The organism is Acinetobacter sp. UBA6720 (assembly GCF_002454215.1).
Classification (GTDB): Bacteria; Pseudomonadota; Gammaproteobacteria; order Pseudomonadales; family Moraxellaceae; genus Acinetobacter.
The window spans coordinates 1-15,726 of sequence record NZ_DKIK01000164.1; the positions used below are offsets into that span (position 1 = coordinate 1).

A 15,726-nucleotide genomic window follows, 5' to 3' on the forward strand; every position below is an offset into this window, starting at 1 on the left:
TGCAACTGCGGGTACAACCGATGCAGGTGCGATTGATCCACTCAAGAAAATTCGTGAAATCACCAACAAATATGGTGCGTGGATGCATATCGACGCAGCATGGGGGGGTGCTTTAATCTTATCGAACAATCACCGTGATATGTTGGATGGGATCGAGCTTTCTGACTCCATTACGCTGGATTTCCATAAGCATTACTTCCAAACCATCTCTTGTGGTGCGTTCTTGTTAAAAGATGAAGCGAACTATCGTTTCATGCACTACGAAGCTGAGTATTTAAACTCTGCTTATGACGAAGAGCATGGCGTGCCAAACTTGGTGTCTAAGTCACTTCAAACAACCCGTCGTTTTGATGCGTTGAAACTTTGGATGACTGTTGAAGCACTAGGTGAAGAGCTTTATGGTTCTATGATTGACCACGGTGTAACACTGACTCGTGACGTTGCTGATTATATCAATGCAACTGCGGGTTTAGAGATGTTGGTTGATCCACAATTTGCATCTGTCTTGTTCCGTGTGGTTCCAGCAGACTACCCAGTAGAATTGCTTGATACCTTAAACCAAAACGTTGCAGATGAATTGTTTGCACGTGGTGAAGCGAATATTGGCGTCACTAAAGTAGGTCAAAATCAATCATTGAAAATGACGACTTTAAGCCCAGTTGCGACTTTAGATAACGTGAAGAACCTGCTTGGCCTTGTGCTTGCAGAAGCGGATCGTATCAAAGGTCCAATCGCAGATGGAACCTATATACCTGCAATTGCTTAAACGATTGTTTGTGTAAAAAAGGGAGCTCTCATGAGCTCCCTTTTTTACGGCATAATTTCTTTGAAAATACTATTTTAAGAAAAGATATGAATAAAAATGAATATATATTCGACTATTGGCTAAATATTGTGTAACCAATGGTGCAAGATTTCTTTGAATATAAGCATGATCTGCGAAAAGGTAGAATTGCTGCTATTGTTTTAGATCATATGCGAGATTATTGGGCAATTTATCTAAATAAAAATACGGAATGGTCTGGTCTATTACAGAAAAATTGTTGAAAGAAGAAATTTATAGTATTTGTTCAGAAGTAGCATTGATCCGCGATGTTTGTAATGCAACTAAGCATGGAATACTGAGAGAATCTAAAAGCGATACAAATTTCCAAAAAGTATTCATTCTACAGAGCAAATAAAAGCAGAACAAAATGAGGGCCTATTTGTTGATGGATTTGATGGCATGTTTGCAGAGTCGAATTTTGTTTTTATCCAGTTTGAACAAGAAATTGAAATAAATGGCGAATATGTCGGGTGTCGATTTCTACACGAAGCTATTTCTGAAGTTATGCGCTTTTGGGAAGAGGAATTAGATTGTAAAAGTCGTGTTTGCACTTTTAGCGATCAAAAGTAGCAACATCCTATGTAGGCAGCATTGGAGGAATATCCTATCCCCAATGCTACCTAATAGCATGTATACAGCAAATCAGCTAAGTTAACTCAGTCTAAGATTGAGGCATGTATTGATCACTTTTAAGCTGCAAATAATGGGCTAAATCCTTTTTTTCTGAGTAATTTTCGATACATGCTGGAACTGCGATCCGCAGGGAAATGGGCTTCAATACTCAGGTCTAATGGCAAGTATTCAGGTTTTTGGTTTTCTACAATTAGGCGGTCCTCTTCAAAGATTTTTAAGTTAAAAGCATAAGCATCTTCTACAGGTAGGTCTTTGTCATAATCACGGCAAATAGGTGCGAAAAGGCGTGTTTGGCGTGCGGACATGGGTGAAGCCGCGTTCATGATCACTTGTCGTGTCCCGTGTGGAAAATGAATGGTTAAAGTGGCTGTAAAGGGGAGATGAACCTCAAAATGCCTGAGCCACTGGAAGCCTGCTTCGCCACGTTGCACTTCTCCAATTGGATAGCGTCCTACACTGCTTATATAGTCGGCACTAAAACCATTCGCTGTTTCAGTGGTTTTATAATCAGGCACTTCAGCATCGTCTGGGTCACCAAACGTATCGGGATGTACCCATGCAAAATGCGCTACATCAATGAAGCCTTCCAGTTGACGACCTGCGAAGCATTGGATGTCTACAGGTGGACATACCAGTTGTTGAAACTCCATTTCATCCCAATGGGGCATGTCAGGAATATGGGGTATGCTGCCTATTTCTGCTTTGAGAGAGCACCACAGTAAGCCATAACGCTCTACATGCGCATAGGTTTTGAGGTTAAAGCGCTCAGATATCTTGTGTTCGGGATGGGCGGGGATGCGATTGCATTTACCCTCATGTCCAAAGCGTAAGCCATGATAGCGGCAGACGACACCTTGTCCGTCATTCTTGCCCAAACTCAAAGGGACGCCACGATGGGGGCAGGCATCCTTTGCCACAATGATTTCATCTCCCATTTTATACATGACCAATGGCATGTCTAAAAGCAGCGTTGAAGTTGGTTGTTCTGTCAAGTCCCTCACTAAAGCAATGGGATACCAGTATTCAGCCAAAATGTGCCAGTCCTGTTCCTCAAATGTCAGGTGAATAGGAAGATCTGGGTCAAAAGTACGGATTGTTTTGCTATTCATATTCATTTCTTTGCGCTGTTTTTTACAAAATATAGGACAAAGAACTGTTCTCTGAAATTTCAATTATTCGGACAAGTTTTTCTAAAAAATAGAAAGACCTGCGGTGAAGAAATAAAAAACGATGTGACTGTTAATGGTAGGGCTGTCATTTTGTCCGTCATAAATAAGATATGTGAGGGAGAAAAGAACATAAATGATGGTCTATTTTTTCAATATGGCTAAAATTTTTGTCATTTATCTGCGGTTAATTTCTGTGCTCTATGAGGGTGAATTGCTGTAGGTTTATCATTCTAGCAATAGGAGTAAAGTCTAAAATATAGAAAATTAAAAATGTACTGTATTTCTATTAATTATTGATTTTAAATATTTTTATGGATGGTTGTGGCAATGTTTCGACGCAGAATATCATTAATAATCCGTATTTCCCAAGCCGTTTAAAGCAAGTAAAAGGTGAACAAAGTGTAACGAATCATGGACAAATAAAACTAAACATCATGAAAGTGTCACAATGCTGTAACTTGCTTGTCATATTCTGAAATCAAAATGCAGTTATCCAAAAAAGTACAAGACTGAATAAAAAGTGGCGTACTCCAAAATGTTTAATATGTGAGATAACAAATATGCGCTTAAACCATATCGCACTTGCAGTAGTTGTTTCTGGGGCAGCTGTAGCAACCACGGCAAATGCAGCTCGTGACACAATACAAATTGCTGGTTCTTCAACAGTTTTACCATATGCAAGTATTGTTGCTGAAGAGTTTGGTAATACTTTCCCACAATTTAAAGCACCAGTGGTAGGTTCAGGTGGTACTTCAGGTGGTTTAAAGCAATTCTGTAACGGTGTGGGTGATAATACAATTGATATTGCAAACGCATCTCGTAAAATTAAAGATACAGAGTTGGCTGCTTGTAAGAAAGCAGGCGTAAACCAAATTCTAGAAATCAAAGTTGGTTACGACGGTATTGTATTTGCATCGAATGCAAACAAAGCAGCTTATAAATTACGTCCACAGCACGTATATGCAGCTTTAGCAGCTCAATTGCCATCTAACGGTAAAATGGTAGCAAACCCATATACACGTTGGAATCAAATTGACAAAAGCCTTCCAAATGAAGCCATCACTTTAGTGATTCCTGCTTCAAACCACGGTACACGTGAAGTATTCCAAGAAAAAATGGTTGATGCAGGTTGCGAAACTTACGCAGCAATCAAAGCAATGGATAAAGATGCACAAAAGAAAGCGTGTTCAACTTTCCGTAAAGATGGCAAAGTGATCGAAATTGCGGGCGACTACACTGAAACGCTTGCACGTTTAAAAACATCTCCAAATGCTGTAGGTGTGTTTGGTCTTGGTTTCTATGACCAAAACCGCGACAAGTTACGTGTAGCGACAGTAAATAATGTTGCGCCATCTGAAAAAACAATCTTGAACGGTTCATACCCAGTTTCTCGCCCACTCTTCTTCTACGTGAAAGGTGAGCACTTAAAATCAATCAAAGGCTTGAAAGAATATACTGAATACTTCATCAGCAAAAAAGTTTCAGGAAAAGGTTCAAAGCTTGAGCGTGCTGGTTTGATTCCAATGTCAGACAAAGAACGTGCAGCAGTGCTTGCGAACTTTAAAGCAGGCAAAGCCGTTAAGTAATTAGCATAGAAACAGTCAACGGTAGGCAAGTCCTACCTTTGGCTTTTTTTACTAGGATCAAGTTTTTTCAAATAATGAAAATTGAAAGAACCGTGGAGAATACATGAATCTGCTACTAATAGGTGTGTTATTGGCACTGATTGCCATAGCCTACCAAATTGGCTTAAGCAAGAGCCGTAACTTAGCAGGTAAGGGAAATAATTCTGCAAAATTACACTCGCGTCCGGGTTATTACGGTGCGTTGGTGGCTTTGTGGTGTGGTATCCCTGCTTTTTTAATTTTGATTGTTTGGAATATTGTTGAACCAAACATTTTGAATCATGTGGTGTTAAACCATGTGCCAGCACAAGTTGCTACAACCTTAGATGCAGCAAGTACAGATGTGTTGATCAATCGTGTAGAAGCGATTGCATCAGGTTTCGGTGTAACCGATACACCAGCAGCGTATGAACTTGCTGCTGCTGAGCAACTGGCTAAGTTTCAAAGTATTGGTACATTTGCAAAAATCGCCGTGGTGATTTGTGCTGCATTAGCGGGTCTAGTGGTTGCAAAAAAACGTATTGGAACCCAATTCCGTGCACGTAACCAAGTTGAAAAGACCATCAATATTGCACTTGCATTGTGTTCGGGTGTTGCGATCCTAACGACCATCGGTATTGTCATGTCGATGTTTAGTGAAGCAATGCGATTCTTCCACTTTGTGAGTCCACTTGACTTCTTCTTCGGTACAGAATGGAACCCAGGTTTTAGTACATCTGGTAATGCAGAAGGAAGCTACGGTTTGCTGCCATTACTTTGGGGCACGCTCATGGTGAGCGGTATTGCTCTTCTGGTTGCAGTTCCTGTAGGTCTGATGATTGCTATCTACTTGGCTGAATATGCGCCTCCAAGTTTCCGTGCTTGGGCAAAACCAACCATTGAAGTTCTCGCAGGGATTCCAACCATCGTTTATGGTGTTTTTGCACTGATGATTATTGGTCCATTCTTTAAAATGGTCGGTGAGGTGGTTGGCATTGAAATCAATACAACCAGTGCACTTACTGCAGGCTTTGTGATGGGAATCATGATTATTCCTTTCGTTTCATCACTTTCAGATGACATTATCACTCAAGTTCCGCGTGCACTGCGAGATGGTTCATTGGGGTTGGGTGCGACAAAGTCTGAAACGATCCGCCAAGTAGTATTGCCAGCAGCATTACCAGGGATTACAGGGGCATTTTTACTTGCTGTCTCACGTGCGGTTGGTGAGACCATGATTGTGGTGTTAGCAGCAGGAAACAGTCCCTTACTACATGCCAATCCATTTGAAGCAGTTTCAACAGTAACGGTAACGATTGTTAAACAACTTACGGGTGATACGGATTTTGCCAGCCCTCAAGCCTTGGTAGCATTTGCACTTGGTTTAACTTTGTTTGTAATCACTTTAGGTTTAAACATTATTGCGCTGTACATCGTGCGTAAATATCGTGAGCAATACGACTAATGACGACTTCTAATAGCACAGCAGATCAAGTTTTTGATCCACAACTTGCGGCAGAATTACGAGAAAAGCGTAAGCAAACGATCAGTAATTCTTTGGCTAAACGTCACCGTAAAGAAAAGTTATTTCGTTTCTTGGGTTTCTCAGCGGTTATTACGGGTTTACTTTTTGTCGCACTTCTTTTCGGCAGTATTTTGTCTAAAGGTCTACCTGCTTTTTGGCAAAGTAGTATGAACCTACCTGTGTACTTTGATCCTGCTATTATTACCACTGGGGCAAAACCAGTGCTGCGTGCAGGTGAATCTCCAGCGCAGTTTGAAGAGCGTTTTATTGCTTGGCAGACTGAAGTGGGGATGGTGGATTGGGATGCGCTCATTGTGAATGCGATGATTGCAAAAGATCCAGCACTTGCAAGCAAGCGTGATGATTTAGCATCTATCTATACCAGTTCGGAGGCATATCGCTTACGAGATATGGTGATGAAGGATCCAACACTCATTGGTAAAAAAGAGGATATTAAAATCCTTGCCGATGCCAATGTAGATGTGTGGCTCGCAGGCAACATTGACCGTGCTTTACCAGATGAGCAACAACAGCTGAGCCCAGAAGTACGTCAAATTGCAGACCAAATGAAAGCTTCAGGTGTGATGGAAAATACCTTTAATACCAACATCTTTGTTAGTCCAGATTCACGTAGTTCTCCTGCAACTTCAGGTTTAGCGGGGGCATTCATGGGATCATTGTTCATGATGTTAATCGTGATCATTATTTCGATTCCAATTGGTGTGGCATCAGCGATTTACCTTGAAGAATTTGCGCCAAAGAACTGGATTACTGATGTCATTGAAGTCAATATTAACAACCTTGCAGCTGTACCATCTATTGTCTTTGGTTTACTTGGTGCTGCGATCTTTATTGGCTGGATGCATTTACCGCTTTCTGCCCCCCTAGTCGGCGGTTTGGTACTGAGCTTAATGACTTTACCAACGGTGATTATTACAACGCGTGCATCGTTGAAAGCAGTACCACCTTCAATTCGTCAGGCTGCATTAGGGCTTGGTGCATCGCGTGTACAAACCGTATTTCATCATGTTGTTCCATTAGCTCTACCAGGTATTATGACAGGTTCAATTATTGGTATTGCTCATGCTTTGGGTGAGACTGCACCATTATTGTTAATTGGGATGAGCGCATTCGTTGCAAGTGTACCTGCAACGCCGTTTGACCAGGCAACTGCTTTACCTGTACAAGTTTATTTATGGCAAGGGAATGAATTACGGAACTTCTTTGAAGGTCGTACTGCCGCAGCAATTATTGTCCTCCTTGCAATGATGATTGGACTCAACAGTATTGCAATTTGGTTACGTAAGAAATTTGAAGTCCGCTGGTAAGTGAGGGCAAAATATGAATACCGTTGTTAAAAACTCCTTAGATCAGGATCAGACAGTGAATCAAGAACACACTCAATTTACAAACCCAAATCCGACAAATGGTCAGCAGGGTACTTCATTTGTGTCGCAGTTCGAAACACCTGCTTCTGCTAAGAAAGATCAAGCACAGGGCCAAATCAAACTTAGCACGTCAGATGTACATGTTTACTATGGTGAAGCTGAGGCGATTAAAGGGATTGATCTGAATATCTACGAAAATGAAGTGATTGCATTTATTGGGCCATCAGGTTGTGGTAAATCGACCTTCTTACGTACGTTGAACCGTATGAACGACACCATTGATAGCTGTCGTGTGACGGGTAAAGTGATGTTGGATAATCAAGATATTTATGATCCAAACCTTGATGTGGTATTGCTTCGCGCTCAAGTCGGTATGGTATTTCAAAAACCAAACCCATTCCCAAAGTCCATTTTTGACAACGTGGCTTATGGTCCTAAACTACACGGTTTAGCACGTGATAAGTATGACTTAGAAGAAATTGTAGAAAATAGCTTGCGTAAAGCAGGTCTTTGGGATGAAGTTAAAGACCGTTTAAACCAACCGGGCACAGGCTTATCTGGTGGTCAGCAGCAACGTTTATGTATTGCGCGTACGATTGCAGTGAGTCCTGAAGTGATTTTGATGGATGAGCCATGTTCAGCGCTTGACCCGATTGCAACAGCGAAAGTAGAAGAGCTAATTTCTGAGCTTTCAACGCAGTATACGATTGCTATTGTGACGCACTCAATGCAGCAGGCGGCACGTGTATCAGACCGTACCGCTTACTTCCATTTAGGTGACTTGATTGAAGTGAACTCAACTGAGAAAGTCTTCACTCAGCCAGATCATCAGTTAACTGAAGCCTATATTACTGGTCGTTTTGGTTAATTTGAAATATTTAAAAAAAACAGAGCCTAAGTGCTCTGTTTTTTTTGAACGAGCATTTAGTTTGCTGATTAAACAGCTATGATAATGGGCATTGTGTATTAGAGTCATAGTAGACAATAGGTGAGCAGGTGTGCTGTCTACGAGATTGACTCATCTTATAAATGATTAAATGTAAAAGATAAAGCATTACAGAATAAAACAAAAAATGGCTATTGAAAAAAAATGCCATTGACCTAATCTAGGTCATATACCGATGTATTATTTTAGAGAATATAATTTCTATGTTATTTCATTTACCGAAACTTCCCGCTGAAATTCGAATTACACATTTAAACGCGCGTATTAATGAACAACGTAAAAAAATTGCGCAAACAACAGCATCTAAGCTTGAACTATTACAATTGACGCAACAGTTAGCAAAAGAGGCTCGTCACCGCAAAAAGGCCAATCAAAAAGTTTATATTCTAGATTTTAAAGGTGATACTGCAGCAACAGCGGTAGAGACATTACGAGAAGAAATCACCTTGATTCTAGCGACAGCCAAAGCAGGGCGTGATCGTGTTGTGGTGCGCTTAGAGAGCCCAGGCGGTATGGTGCATGGATATGGTTTGGCTGCTGCTCAATTGGTGCGTTTACGTGATGCGGGTTTCAACCTCACTATCTGTGTCGATAAAGTTGCAGCAAGTGGCGGTTATATGATGGCATGTATCGCCAATCAGATTATTGCTGCCCCTTTTGCGGTTGTTGGTTCAATTGGTGTAGTCGCGCAAGTGCCTAACTTTAATCGTTTATTGAAAGAGCACAATATTGATTTTGAACTGTATACCGCTGGTCAATATAAACGTACTGTGACGATGTTTGGTGAAAATACAGCAGAAGGTAAGGCGAAGTTTGAAGAAGAGCTGCAACAGACGCATGTGCTGTTTAAGCACTTTGTTGAAAAATATCGTCCACAACTCAATGTTGAAAAAGTGGCGACGGGTGAGCATTGGTATGGTCAAGATGCCTTAGATTTGAATTTGGTCGATCAGTTACAAACTTCAGATGCTTATCTATTAGGTTTATTGGCAGATCATGATACGTATATCATCTCAACACGTAAGAAACCGACTTTGGGTGAAAAATTAGGTTTACAGGCCGCGCAAATGGCAGATGCCTTAGTACCAGCTGTCATGAATAAAGTGATGGAAACCTTAACTAAAACCAATGCAAATTTGGTTCAAATACGTGATCCAAAACTTTAATTTTTAGTTAGCCAATTCATCTTAAAAGTCTGGTTCCAAAATGTGCCTAAAGCAATTTTAGAACCAGACTTTTTGTCTTAAGCTAAGTAAGCTTTAATCATTTTGACTAGACGCTCAATCAGTTGATCCGCCTGTTCTTTGCTAATGTTCAACGTCGGTAGTAAACGCACCACAGAACCCGCAGTGACGTTAATAATGGTGTGGTATTCATCACGAGCGATGTTGACCAAGTCACCACATGCTTTTGGTAGTTCAATACCAATCATTAAACCAAAGCCACGGACAATCACATTTTGATCGGCAAGTTGCTTACGCAGTTGTTCTACGATGTAAGCGCCTTGTTCAGCTGCATTTTGAACGATGTTCTCTTTTTGCATAATGTCGATGATGGTATACACCACACGAGAACCCAATGCTGAACCACTATATGTTGAACCGTGGTTACCTGCAGTTAGTACGCCTACACCACGACCTTGAGTCATCACTGCACCAATCGGGAAACCATTGCCTAAACCTTTGGCTGTGGTCAGTACATCAGGAATGATGTTAGTGTGTTGGTAGGCAAAGTATTCACCTGTACGGCCATTCCCTGTTTGAACTTCATCAAGCATCATCAGCCAGTTGTGTTGATTACAGATCTGACGAATCTCTTCCAAATAGCTAAAGCCTTGTGGAGCAGTATTGACTCCACCTTCGCCCTGAATTGGCTCGACAAAGATGGCAACGATGTCTGGATGATGAATTGCGGCTTCTTCAATGGCTTCAATGTCGCCGAATGGGACACGAATAAAACCTTCAACCAATGGGCCAAAGCCTTCTTGGACTTTTTTATTGCCCGTTGCTGATAGGGTCGCCATAGTACGACCATGGAAAGAGTGTTCTGCGACAATGATTTTGGGGTTGGCAATGCCTTGCATGTAACCAAATTTACGGGCAATTTTGATTGCACCCTCATTGGATTCTGCACCACTGTTTGAAAAGAATACTTCCTCCATGCCAGCAACTTCAGCAAGTTTCTGTGCGGCTGCTGTTTGCCAAGGCACTTCAAACAAATTACTGGTATGAATGAGCGTTGCAGCTTGTTCTGCAATTGCTTCTGCAATAACAGGATGTGCGTGACCTAAACCACAAACTGCAATGCCTGTTAGTGCATCGAAGTATTCAGTACCATCCGCTGTATAAAGATAAGACCCTCGGCCTCGGACAAAGCTGATCGGCTGACGGCCAAATACGGGCATCAAATGAGTGGGTTGATCAGTTTGTACAGGAGCAAGGGTAATGTTATTCATGACTAACTCTTATCTGTTAGAGGGTAAGTGAAAGTCAATATTAAGCAATTATGCTTGTAGTTTTAAAGCCTAAATTCAAATAAAAACCGAAATATTGCTTTAGGCATACTGTTTTTCTACGTTTTGGGTATAATGCGGGTTAGATTAGTTGAGGATTGATCAATGACTGAACAAGCACGCGATACCGAAGCGTTAATTCGTGACCAAATTGCAAAACACGCTGTACTTCTTTATATGAAAGGCACCCCACAGTTTCCACAATGTGGTTTCTCTGCACGTGCTGTAGAAGCGCTTAGTCAAATTGGTCGTCCATTTGCTTATGTGAATATTCTTGAAAATCCAGATATTCGTGCTTTGTTACCACAAATTGCAAACTGGCCTACATTCCCGCAGTTATGGATCAACGGTGAGTTGATCGGTGGTAGTGATATTATTTTAGACATGTTCCAAAAAGGTGAATTACAACCTTTAGTTGAACAGTATAGTCCAGCACCTGAAGCTTAATCTTCAGTTGTAAAAAAGCGCCGTTGAGGCGCTTTTTTTTGTTTGAGGGAAGGGGTTAATCCACTGTAGTTACAGTACTTTCGCTTTCAGGAGATGGTTCCACTGCGTTTTCAGTTGCAATGGCTTTCTTTTCAGCTTTTGTCTTTTTTTTGTCTTTCTTCTTTTTTTTCTTTTTCTTCGGCTCTTCTTCAAACTCAGCACCATCTTCAATGGCTTGCCAATAATCTAGCTGATCCATCACCGCCGCATAAATAGACTTCTTGGTGTAGCGTCCTTTTTTGTCTAAAGTGCCGACTGGTCGAGCCATAAGTAGCTCAAGTGCTTGATCAATCGTGTCTATGGCATGAATGTGGAACTGGCCATTTGAAACCGCTTCAATCACATCTTTACGTAACATGAGATGCTGCATATTTTGACGCGGAATAATCACACCTTGTTTACCAGTTAAACCTTGCAGTTTACATGCATCGAAGAAGCCTTCAATTTTGGCATTAACACCACCAATCGGTTGAACTTGACCTAATTGGTTCATTGAGCCGGTAATCGCCCAAGATTGATCAATCGGCAGTTGGCTAATCGCTGAGATTAAAGCAGAGAGTTCTGCAACCGTAGCACTGTCACCATCGACTTGACCATAACTTTGTTCAAAGGCAAGTGCTGCAGAGAAATGCAGAGTTTGTTCACGACCGAAATGTGCTTTTAAGAATGATGACATAAGTAACACGCCTTTGGCATGCAGAGAGCCACCGAGCTCGACACTACGTTCGATATCTAGAATATCGCCGCCACCTTGATACACAGACGCTGTTAGACGTGATGGTAAGCCAAATTCAACATCTGCATAGTGAATGACCGAAAGTGCATTAATTTGACCGAGACGATGTCCACGTGTTTCGATGAGCTGTGTACCACGTGACAAATCCTGCCAATAGAGCTCACGTAAATAGCCTAAGCGATATTTGCGATGGTCTAATGCCATATTAATGTGTTGATCCGAAACGATTTTATCACCCGCTTGAAATGCATGGTGATGGGCTTCACGGATCAAATCCCCCAAAGTGAGGGCATGTAAGGATAGTGAGCTTTGATCTTCAGCTTGGCGACTCGAATCGGTCAACAGTGCTGATAGAGCAGAGCGGTCAAAGGGGAGGAGTTTATCAGCTTGGACATAGTCTGCAATGAGCTGCATATAGGCTTGTTCATTGGTTTCATTACGCTGTAGCGTGTCGGTAAAATCGGCACGAATTTTAAAAACGCTGCCTAGTTCTGGCTCGACCTCGAGTATTTCATAGTAAATTTCAGGTTCAGCAAGAAGCACCACTTTCAAGTTCAGTGGAATCGACTCTGGTTCAATCGAAATACTCCCCGTAAGCGTTAACATGTGTTCCAAGGAGGATAGTTTTAACTGACCTGACTTTAACGCACGCTTTAAACCCTGCCATGCATAAGGTTGTTCAAGCAGTTGTTCTGCTTCGAGCATTAAGAAACCACCATTGGCTTTATGCAATGTACCCGGGCGGATTAAGGTAAAGTCTGTAGTAATGGTGCCATGTTGAGTCAGTTGCTCTACGTGACCAAGTAAATTGTAATGAGTTGGGAAATCTTCAAAAATAACCGGTGCGCCAGCATTAGGCTTATGCGACACAATGACGTTGGCTTGGTAACGTGAGGGAATACGGCTGAATAGACCTGGGCTAAAATCGTCTTCCTCTTGTTCTAAGACTATTTCAACATTGTTAATAATATCTTCGGCATAATGTTTTAAATAGTCTTTTAAGCCTTCAACTTCAGCAAACTTAGTGAGTAACTGTTCGACTTTAGGCAATAAAACTTGCTTGGCAATATCACGGTTTAATACTTGAACTTTATCGCGGGCATCATCTTCCAAGTCACCTAAATGCATACCCAAACGTTCAAGTTTTTTATCCATATGGCGGATATTGGCATTAATTTCAGAGCGTTCTTTAGAGCTGAGTGCGTTAATGTCAGCTTGTGTCATTTCTAAGACTTTATCGTCTACATATTGGACAGGAATAAAGCAGTGCTCATCATTGCGAGACACCAGTTTCAGATCGAGCTCTTCACCTTCTTTGGTCAGTTCAATCAAAGCTTGTTGCTGAACATCACCCGTTTGTTGGCGAATGGCTTCTATACGGTTGTGGTAGGTTTCAGCAGTAAAACGACGTTCAAGTTGTTTTAGTGTGGTTTGCCATGTTTGATGCAACATGGTTTGAAATTTTACCGCCTGACCTGCAGGGAGCTCTAAAGCAATCGGTTGACGTGGACTTTTAAAATTATAGACGTAAACCCAATCGTTCGGTGTCGGCATATTCTTGGCGTGTTGCTGTAGTAAACGCTTGACCATGGTGCGCTTGCCCAAGCCAGCTGTACCTACGGCAAAGATGTTATAGCCAGAATAAGGTAAGGAAATGCCTGCTTCAACTGAAGCACGTGCGCGGTCTTGCCCTAAAAAATTATTGAGCGGTTTAATACGACGCGTTGAGGCTGGAATCTTATCCAGAGTAGGGCTATGCGTCAGTTGCTCTGCTTGAAGTTGAGTCTTTGCTAAAGTCGTTTGAATTTCGGGTTGGTCAAATGCTGAACTAAGGTTGTTTTCTAGAGTTTCTGGGGGATTTAATTGGATATTTGCAGATAAAGAAGAGTTCATTTGATCGTGTTTTTGGGTCACTTTGAAATCCGAAACTAAAGATTGCGTTAGAAACTTAAAGGTATACAGGTTTAGGGTAAAAGATCAAGCAAAGTCGCAGTCTTTGTCGACAAAAATAGAACATTGATTTTATAAATCAGGTTGAAACAAATTGTATTAAGGGTTTGAATAGCAACATTGGTTTTAAGACAACAAAAATGTAATGACAACACAATCTTCAGGATGGAAATCCGCTTTTACTGCATTTTTAGATCGCCGTGCGTTGATCATGCTGTTTTTGGGTTTCTCAGCAGGTATCCCAATCCTGTTAATTTTCTCTAGCTTATCATTATGGTTAGGTGAAGCAGGTATTGATAAAAGTGCTGTGACTTTTTTTAGTTGGGCAGCGTTGGGTTATTCCTTCAAATTTGTTTGGGCACCTTTGATAGATGAGTTACCCGTACCAGGGCTGACTAAACTGTTAGGACGTCGCCGTGCATGGTTATTAATCGCACAAATTTTAATTATTTGTGCGATTTGTATTATGGCCTTTTCAGATCCATCTCTTGGTCAGAGCTATCTTTACCAAATGGCTGCGGGTGCTGTGCTTTTAGGTTTTTCTGCTGCAACACAAGATATTGTGATTGATGCCTATCGTATTGAGCTAGCAGAAACGCAAATGCAAACGGTATTGGCTTCGACTTATAACGCAGGCTACCGCATCGGCATGATCGTTGCGGGCGCGGGTGCGTTATTTTTAGCGGCTTATTTGGGTACAGCCAAAGGCAACTATATTTATGAGGCGTGGAAGTGGACCTATTTGGCAATGGCTGCGGTCATGCTGGTCGGGATTGTAACCACTTTATGTATACGTGAACCACAAGTGGATCGGGTGCGTAAAGAATATAAACGGGTCGATTATTACCGTTTGGTGGCGGTTTTCTTTGTGTCTGTGGTGAGTTTTGTACTGAGTTATATTTACTCTGGCAAGCTTACAGAAATGTTGATTCAGCTTTGGTCGATCAAAGATAGTTTTGCACTGTTTTGTTTTGAAGCTATACGTTTTATTGGCTCTGGTGCTGTGGCTTTCTTTGTGGGTTCAAGCCTAGTAAAAATGGGCGCTGTGAACAAACAAATGGCCTATGAAACATGGGTCAATCCTGTTGCCGACTTTTTCAAGCGTTATGGCGTAAAGTTGGCGTTGGTATTGCTATTGTTGATTGGCTTTTATCGTATTTCCGACATCATTGCAGGTGTGATCTCGAATGTCTTTTATCAAGACTTAAATTTCACCAAAGAGCAGATTGCTGAAGCTGTAAAAGTGTATGGGGTGATTTTTAGTTTGGTTGGTGGCTTTTTAGGAGGACTATTGGCGCAGCGCATGAACATCATGAAATTGATGTTTGTCGGAGCAATCTTGGCCAGTTCGACCAATCTTATCTTTATTGGTTTGGTCAAATCAGGCCAGCCTTTAAATGATGTGGTGATTCATGTCGGTGAGCAAAGTTTCACAGCCCAAGCGGATGAGACAGGTGCATGGAAAATTAAGGTTCCTGTTAAGCAGCTTCAGGCAAATGAAAGTCTAACTGCAACCGCAAGTTTTCAGAATGGTACTTCACAGCCTATTTCGGTCACATTGCCATATATCAGCCAAACAGCTGCATCTACGGCATTGCTGTTGCTTCCGATCACGGCTGATAATGTGATTAATCAACGAGAGGCTGAAGGAAGCATTGTGGTGCGAGGTCAATACCTTGCGACACTGGCTGAAAACCAGAGTATTCAATTGAACTTAGATGGTCAAAGTTTTGATGCAAAGTTAGACAAGGAAGGGGGGTTTAGTGCAGCTATTCCTGCAAAGCAGCTTCTTGACTCAAACTCTAAAAAGCTGAATGCCACATTGATGCAAAATAAGCGCGTACTGCAAGAGGCTACATTAAGCTACAACGTGGACACTGCTTCTGTGAACTCTTCGAGTTTAGATGTTGATCTTCAACCAATCAACTTGAACAAAGCGGTTGATGGGCAG

At 41.6% G+C, this 15,726-nt stretch carries 11 protein-coding genes; 8 read left to right on the forward strand and 3 right to left on the reverse strand.

Features of this window, described 5'->3' with window-relative positions; genetic code table 11:
• On the forward strand, positions 1–766 hold a 766-nt coding region (locus tag B4F08_RS14105; protein ID WP_291374885.1), incomplete at its 5' end, for a pyridoxal phosphate-dependent decarboxylase family protein.
• A gap of 749 nt (positions 767–1,515) precedes the next feature.
• Here the strand turns inward: B4F08_RS14105 and B4F08_RS14110 are convergent.
• A complete protein-coding gene (locus tag B4F08_RS14110) occupies positions 1,516–2,568 on the reverse strand; it encodes a Rieske 2Fe-2S domain-containing protein (protein WP_119063626.1) in 1,053 nt (350 codons plus the stop codon).
• A gap of 620 nt (positions 2,569–3,188) precedes the next feature.
• On the opposite strand from B4F08_RS14110, the gene B4F08_RS14115 reads away from it, so the two are divergent.
• The 5 genes from B4F08_RS14115 (at position 3,189) to sohB (ending at position 9,257) form a co-directional block, all read left to right on the forward strand.
• Positions 3,189–4,214, forward strand: a complete 1,026-nt coding sequence (locus tag B4F08_RS14115) for a substrate-binding domain-containing protein (RefSeq protein ID WP_086209581.1) — start codon at positions 3,189–3,191, stop codon at positions 4,212–4,214.
• A 103-nt stretch (positions 4,215–4,317) separates the two neighbouring features.
• Positions 4,318–5,697 carry a phosphate ABC transporter permease subunit PstC gene (gene pstC, locus B4F08_RS14120; RefSeq protein ID WP_291374886.1) on the forward strand — a complete coding sequence of 460 codons (1,380 nt, stop codon included), beginning with the start codon at positions 4,318–4,320 and terminating at the stop codon, positions 5,695–5,697.
• Positions 5,697–7,085, forward strand: coding sequence for a phosphate ABC transporter permease PstA (gene pstA, locus B4F08_RS14125; protein WP_291374887.1), 1,389 nt, complete (start codon positions 5,697–5,699; stop codon positions 7,083–7,085). Before pstC ends, pstA begins: the two co-directional genes overlap by 1 nt.
• A gap of 13 nt (positions 7,086–7,098) precedes the next feature.
• The gene (gene pstB / locus B4F08_RS14130) at positions 7,099–8,013 is read left to right on the forward strand and encodes a phosphate ABC transporter ATP-binding protein PstB (RefSeq protein ID WP_110974736.1); all 915 of its coding nucleotides are present in this window, start codon (positions 7,099–7,101) and stop codon (positions 8,011–8,013) included.
• A 260-nt stretch (positions 8,014–8,273) separates the two neighbouring features.
• Positions 8,274–9,257, forward strand: a complete 984-nt coding sequence (sohB, locus tag B4F08_RS14135; RefSeq protein WP_291374890.1) for a protease SohB — start codon at positions 8,274–8,276, stop codon at positions 9,255–9,257.
• Positions 9,258–9,334: 77 nt separating this feature from the next.
• On the opposite strand, the gene B4F08_RS14140 is transcribed toward sohB, so the two are convergent.
• Positions 9,335–10,546 carry an aspartate aminotransferase family protein gene (locus B4F08_RS14140; RefSeq protein ID WP_086209576.1) on the reverse strand — a complete coding sequence of 404 codons (1,212 nt, stop codon included), beginning with the start codon at positions 10,544–10,546 and terminating at the stop codon, positions 9,335–9,337.
• 162 nt (positions 10,547–10,708) lie between these two features.
• Here B4F08_RS14140 and grxD point away from each other — a divergent pair, with 162 nt between their 5' ends.
• Complete coding sequence (grxD, locus tag B4F08_RS14145; protein ID WP_086209575.1) at positions 10,709–11,050, forward strand: Grx4 family monothiol glutaredoxin; 342 nt, start codon at positions 10,709–10,711, stop codon at positions 11,048–11,050.
• 55 nt (positions 11,051–11,105) lie between these two features.
• Here grxD and B4F08_RS14150 read toward each other — a convergent pair whose 3' ends face one another.
• Positions 11,106–13,739: a Lon protease family protein gene (locus B4F08_RS14150; protein WP_291374888.1), complete on the reverse strand. Its 2,634-nt coding sequence runs from the start codon at positions 13,737–13,739 to the stop codon at positions 11,106–11,108.
• 181 nt (positions 13,740–13,920) lie between these two features.
• Between B4F08_RS14150 and B4F08_RS14155 the strand changes: the two genes are divergently transcribed.
• A partial coding sequence (locus B4F08_RS14155; RefSeq protein WP_291374889.1) for an AmpG family muropeptide MFS transporter occupies positions 13,921–15,726 on the forward strand: 1,806 nt, incomplete at its 3' end.

Coding starts and splice junctions, on each gene's coding strand:
- B4F08_RS14110 (WP_119063626.1), bottom strand. CDS start 2,568: ATGAATAGCAAAACAATCCGTACTTTTGACCCAGATCTTCCTATTCAC.
- B4F08_RS14140 (WP_086209576.1), bottom strand. CDS start 10,546: ATGAATAACATTACCCTTGCTCCTGTACAAACTGATCAACCCACTCAT.
- B4F08_RS14115 (WP_086209581.1), top strand. CDS start 3,189: ATGCGCTTAAACCATATCGCACTTGCAGTAGTTGTTTCTGGGGCAGCT.
- pstA (WP_291374887.1), top strand. CDS start 5,697: ATGACGACTTCTAATAGCACAGCAGATCAAGTTTTTGATCCACAACTT.
- pstB (WP_110974736.1), top strand. CDS start 7,099: ATGAATACCGTTGTTAAAAACTCCTTAGATCAGGATCAGACAGTGAAT.
- grxD (WP_086209575.1), top strand. CDS start 10,709: ATGACTGAACAAGCACGCGATACCGAAGCGTTAATTCGTGACCAAATT.
- pstC (WP_291374886.1), top strand. CDS start 4,318: ATGAATCTGCTACTAATAGGTGTGTTATTGGCACTGATTGCCATAGCC.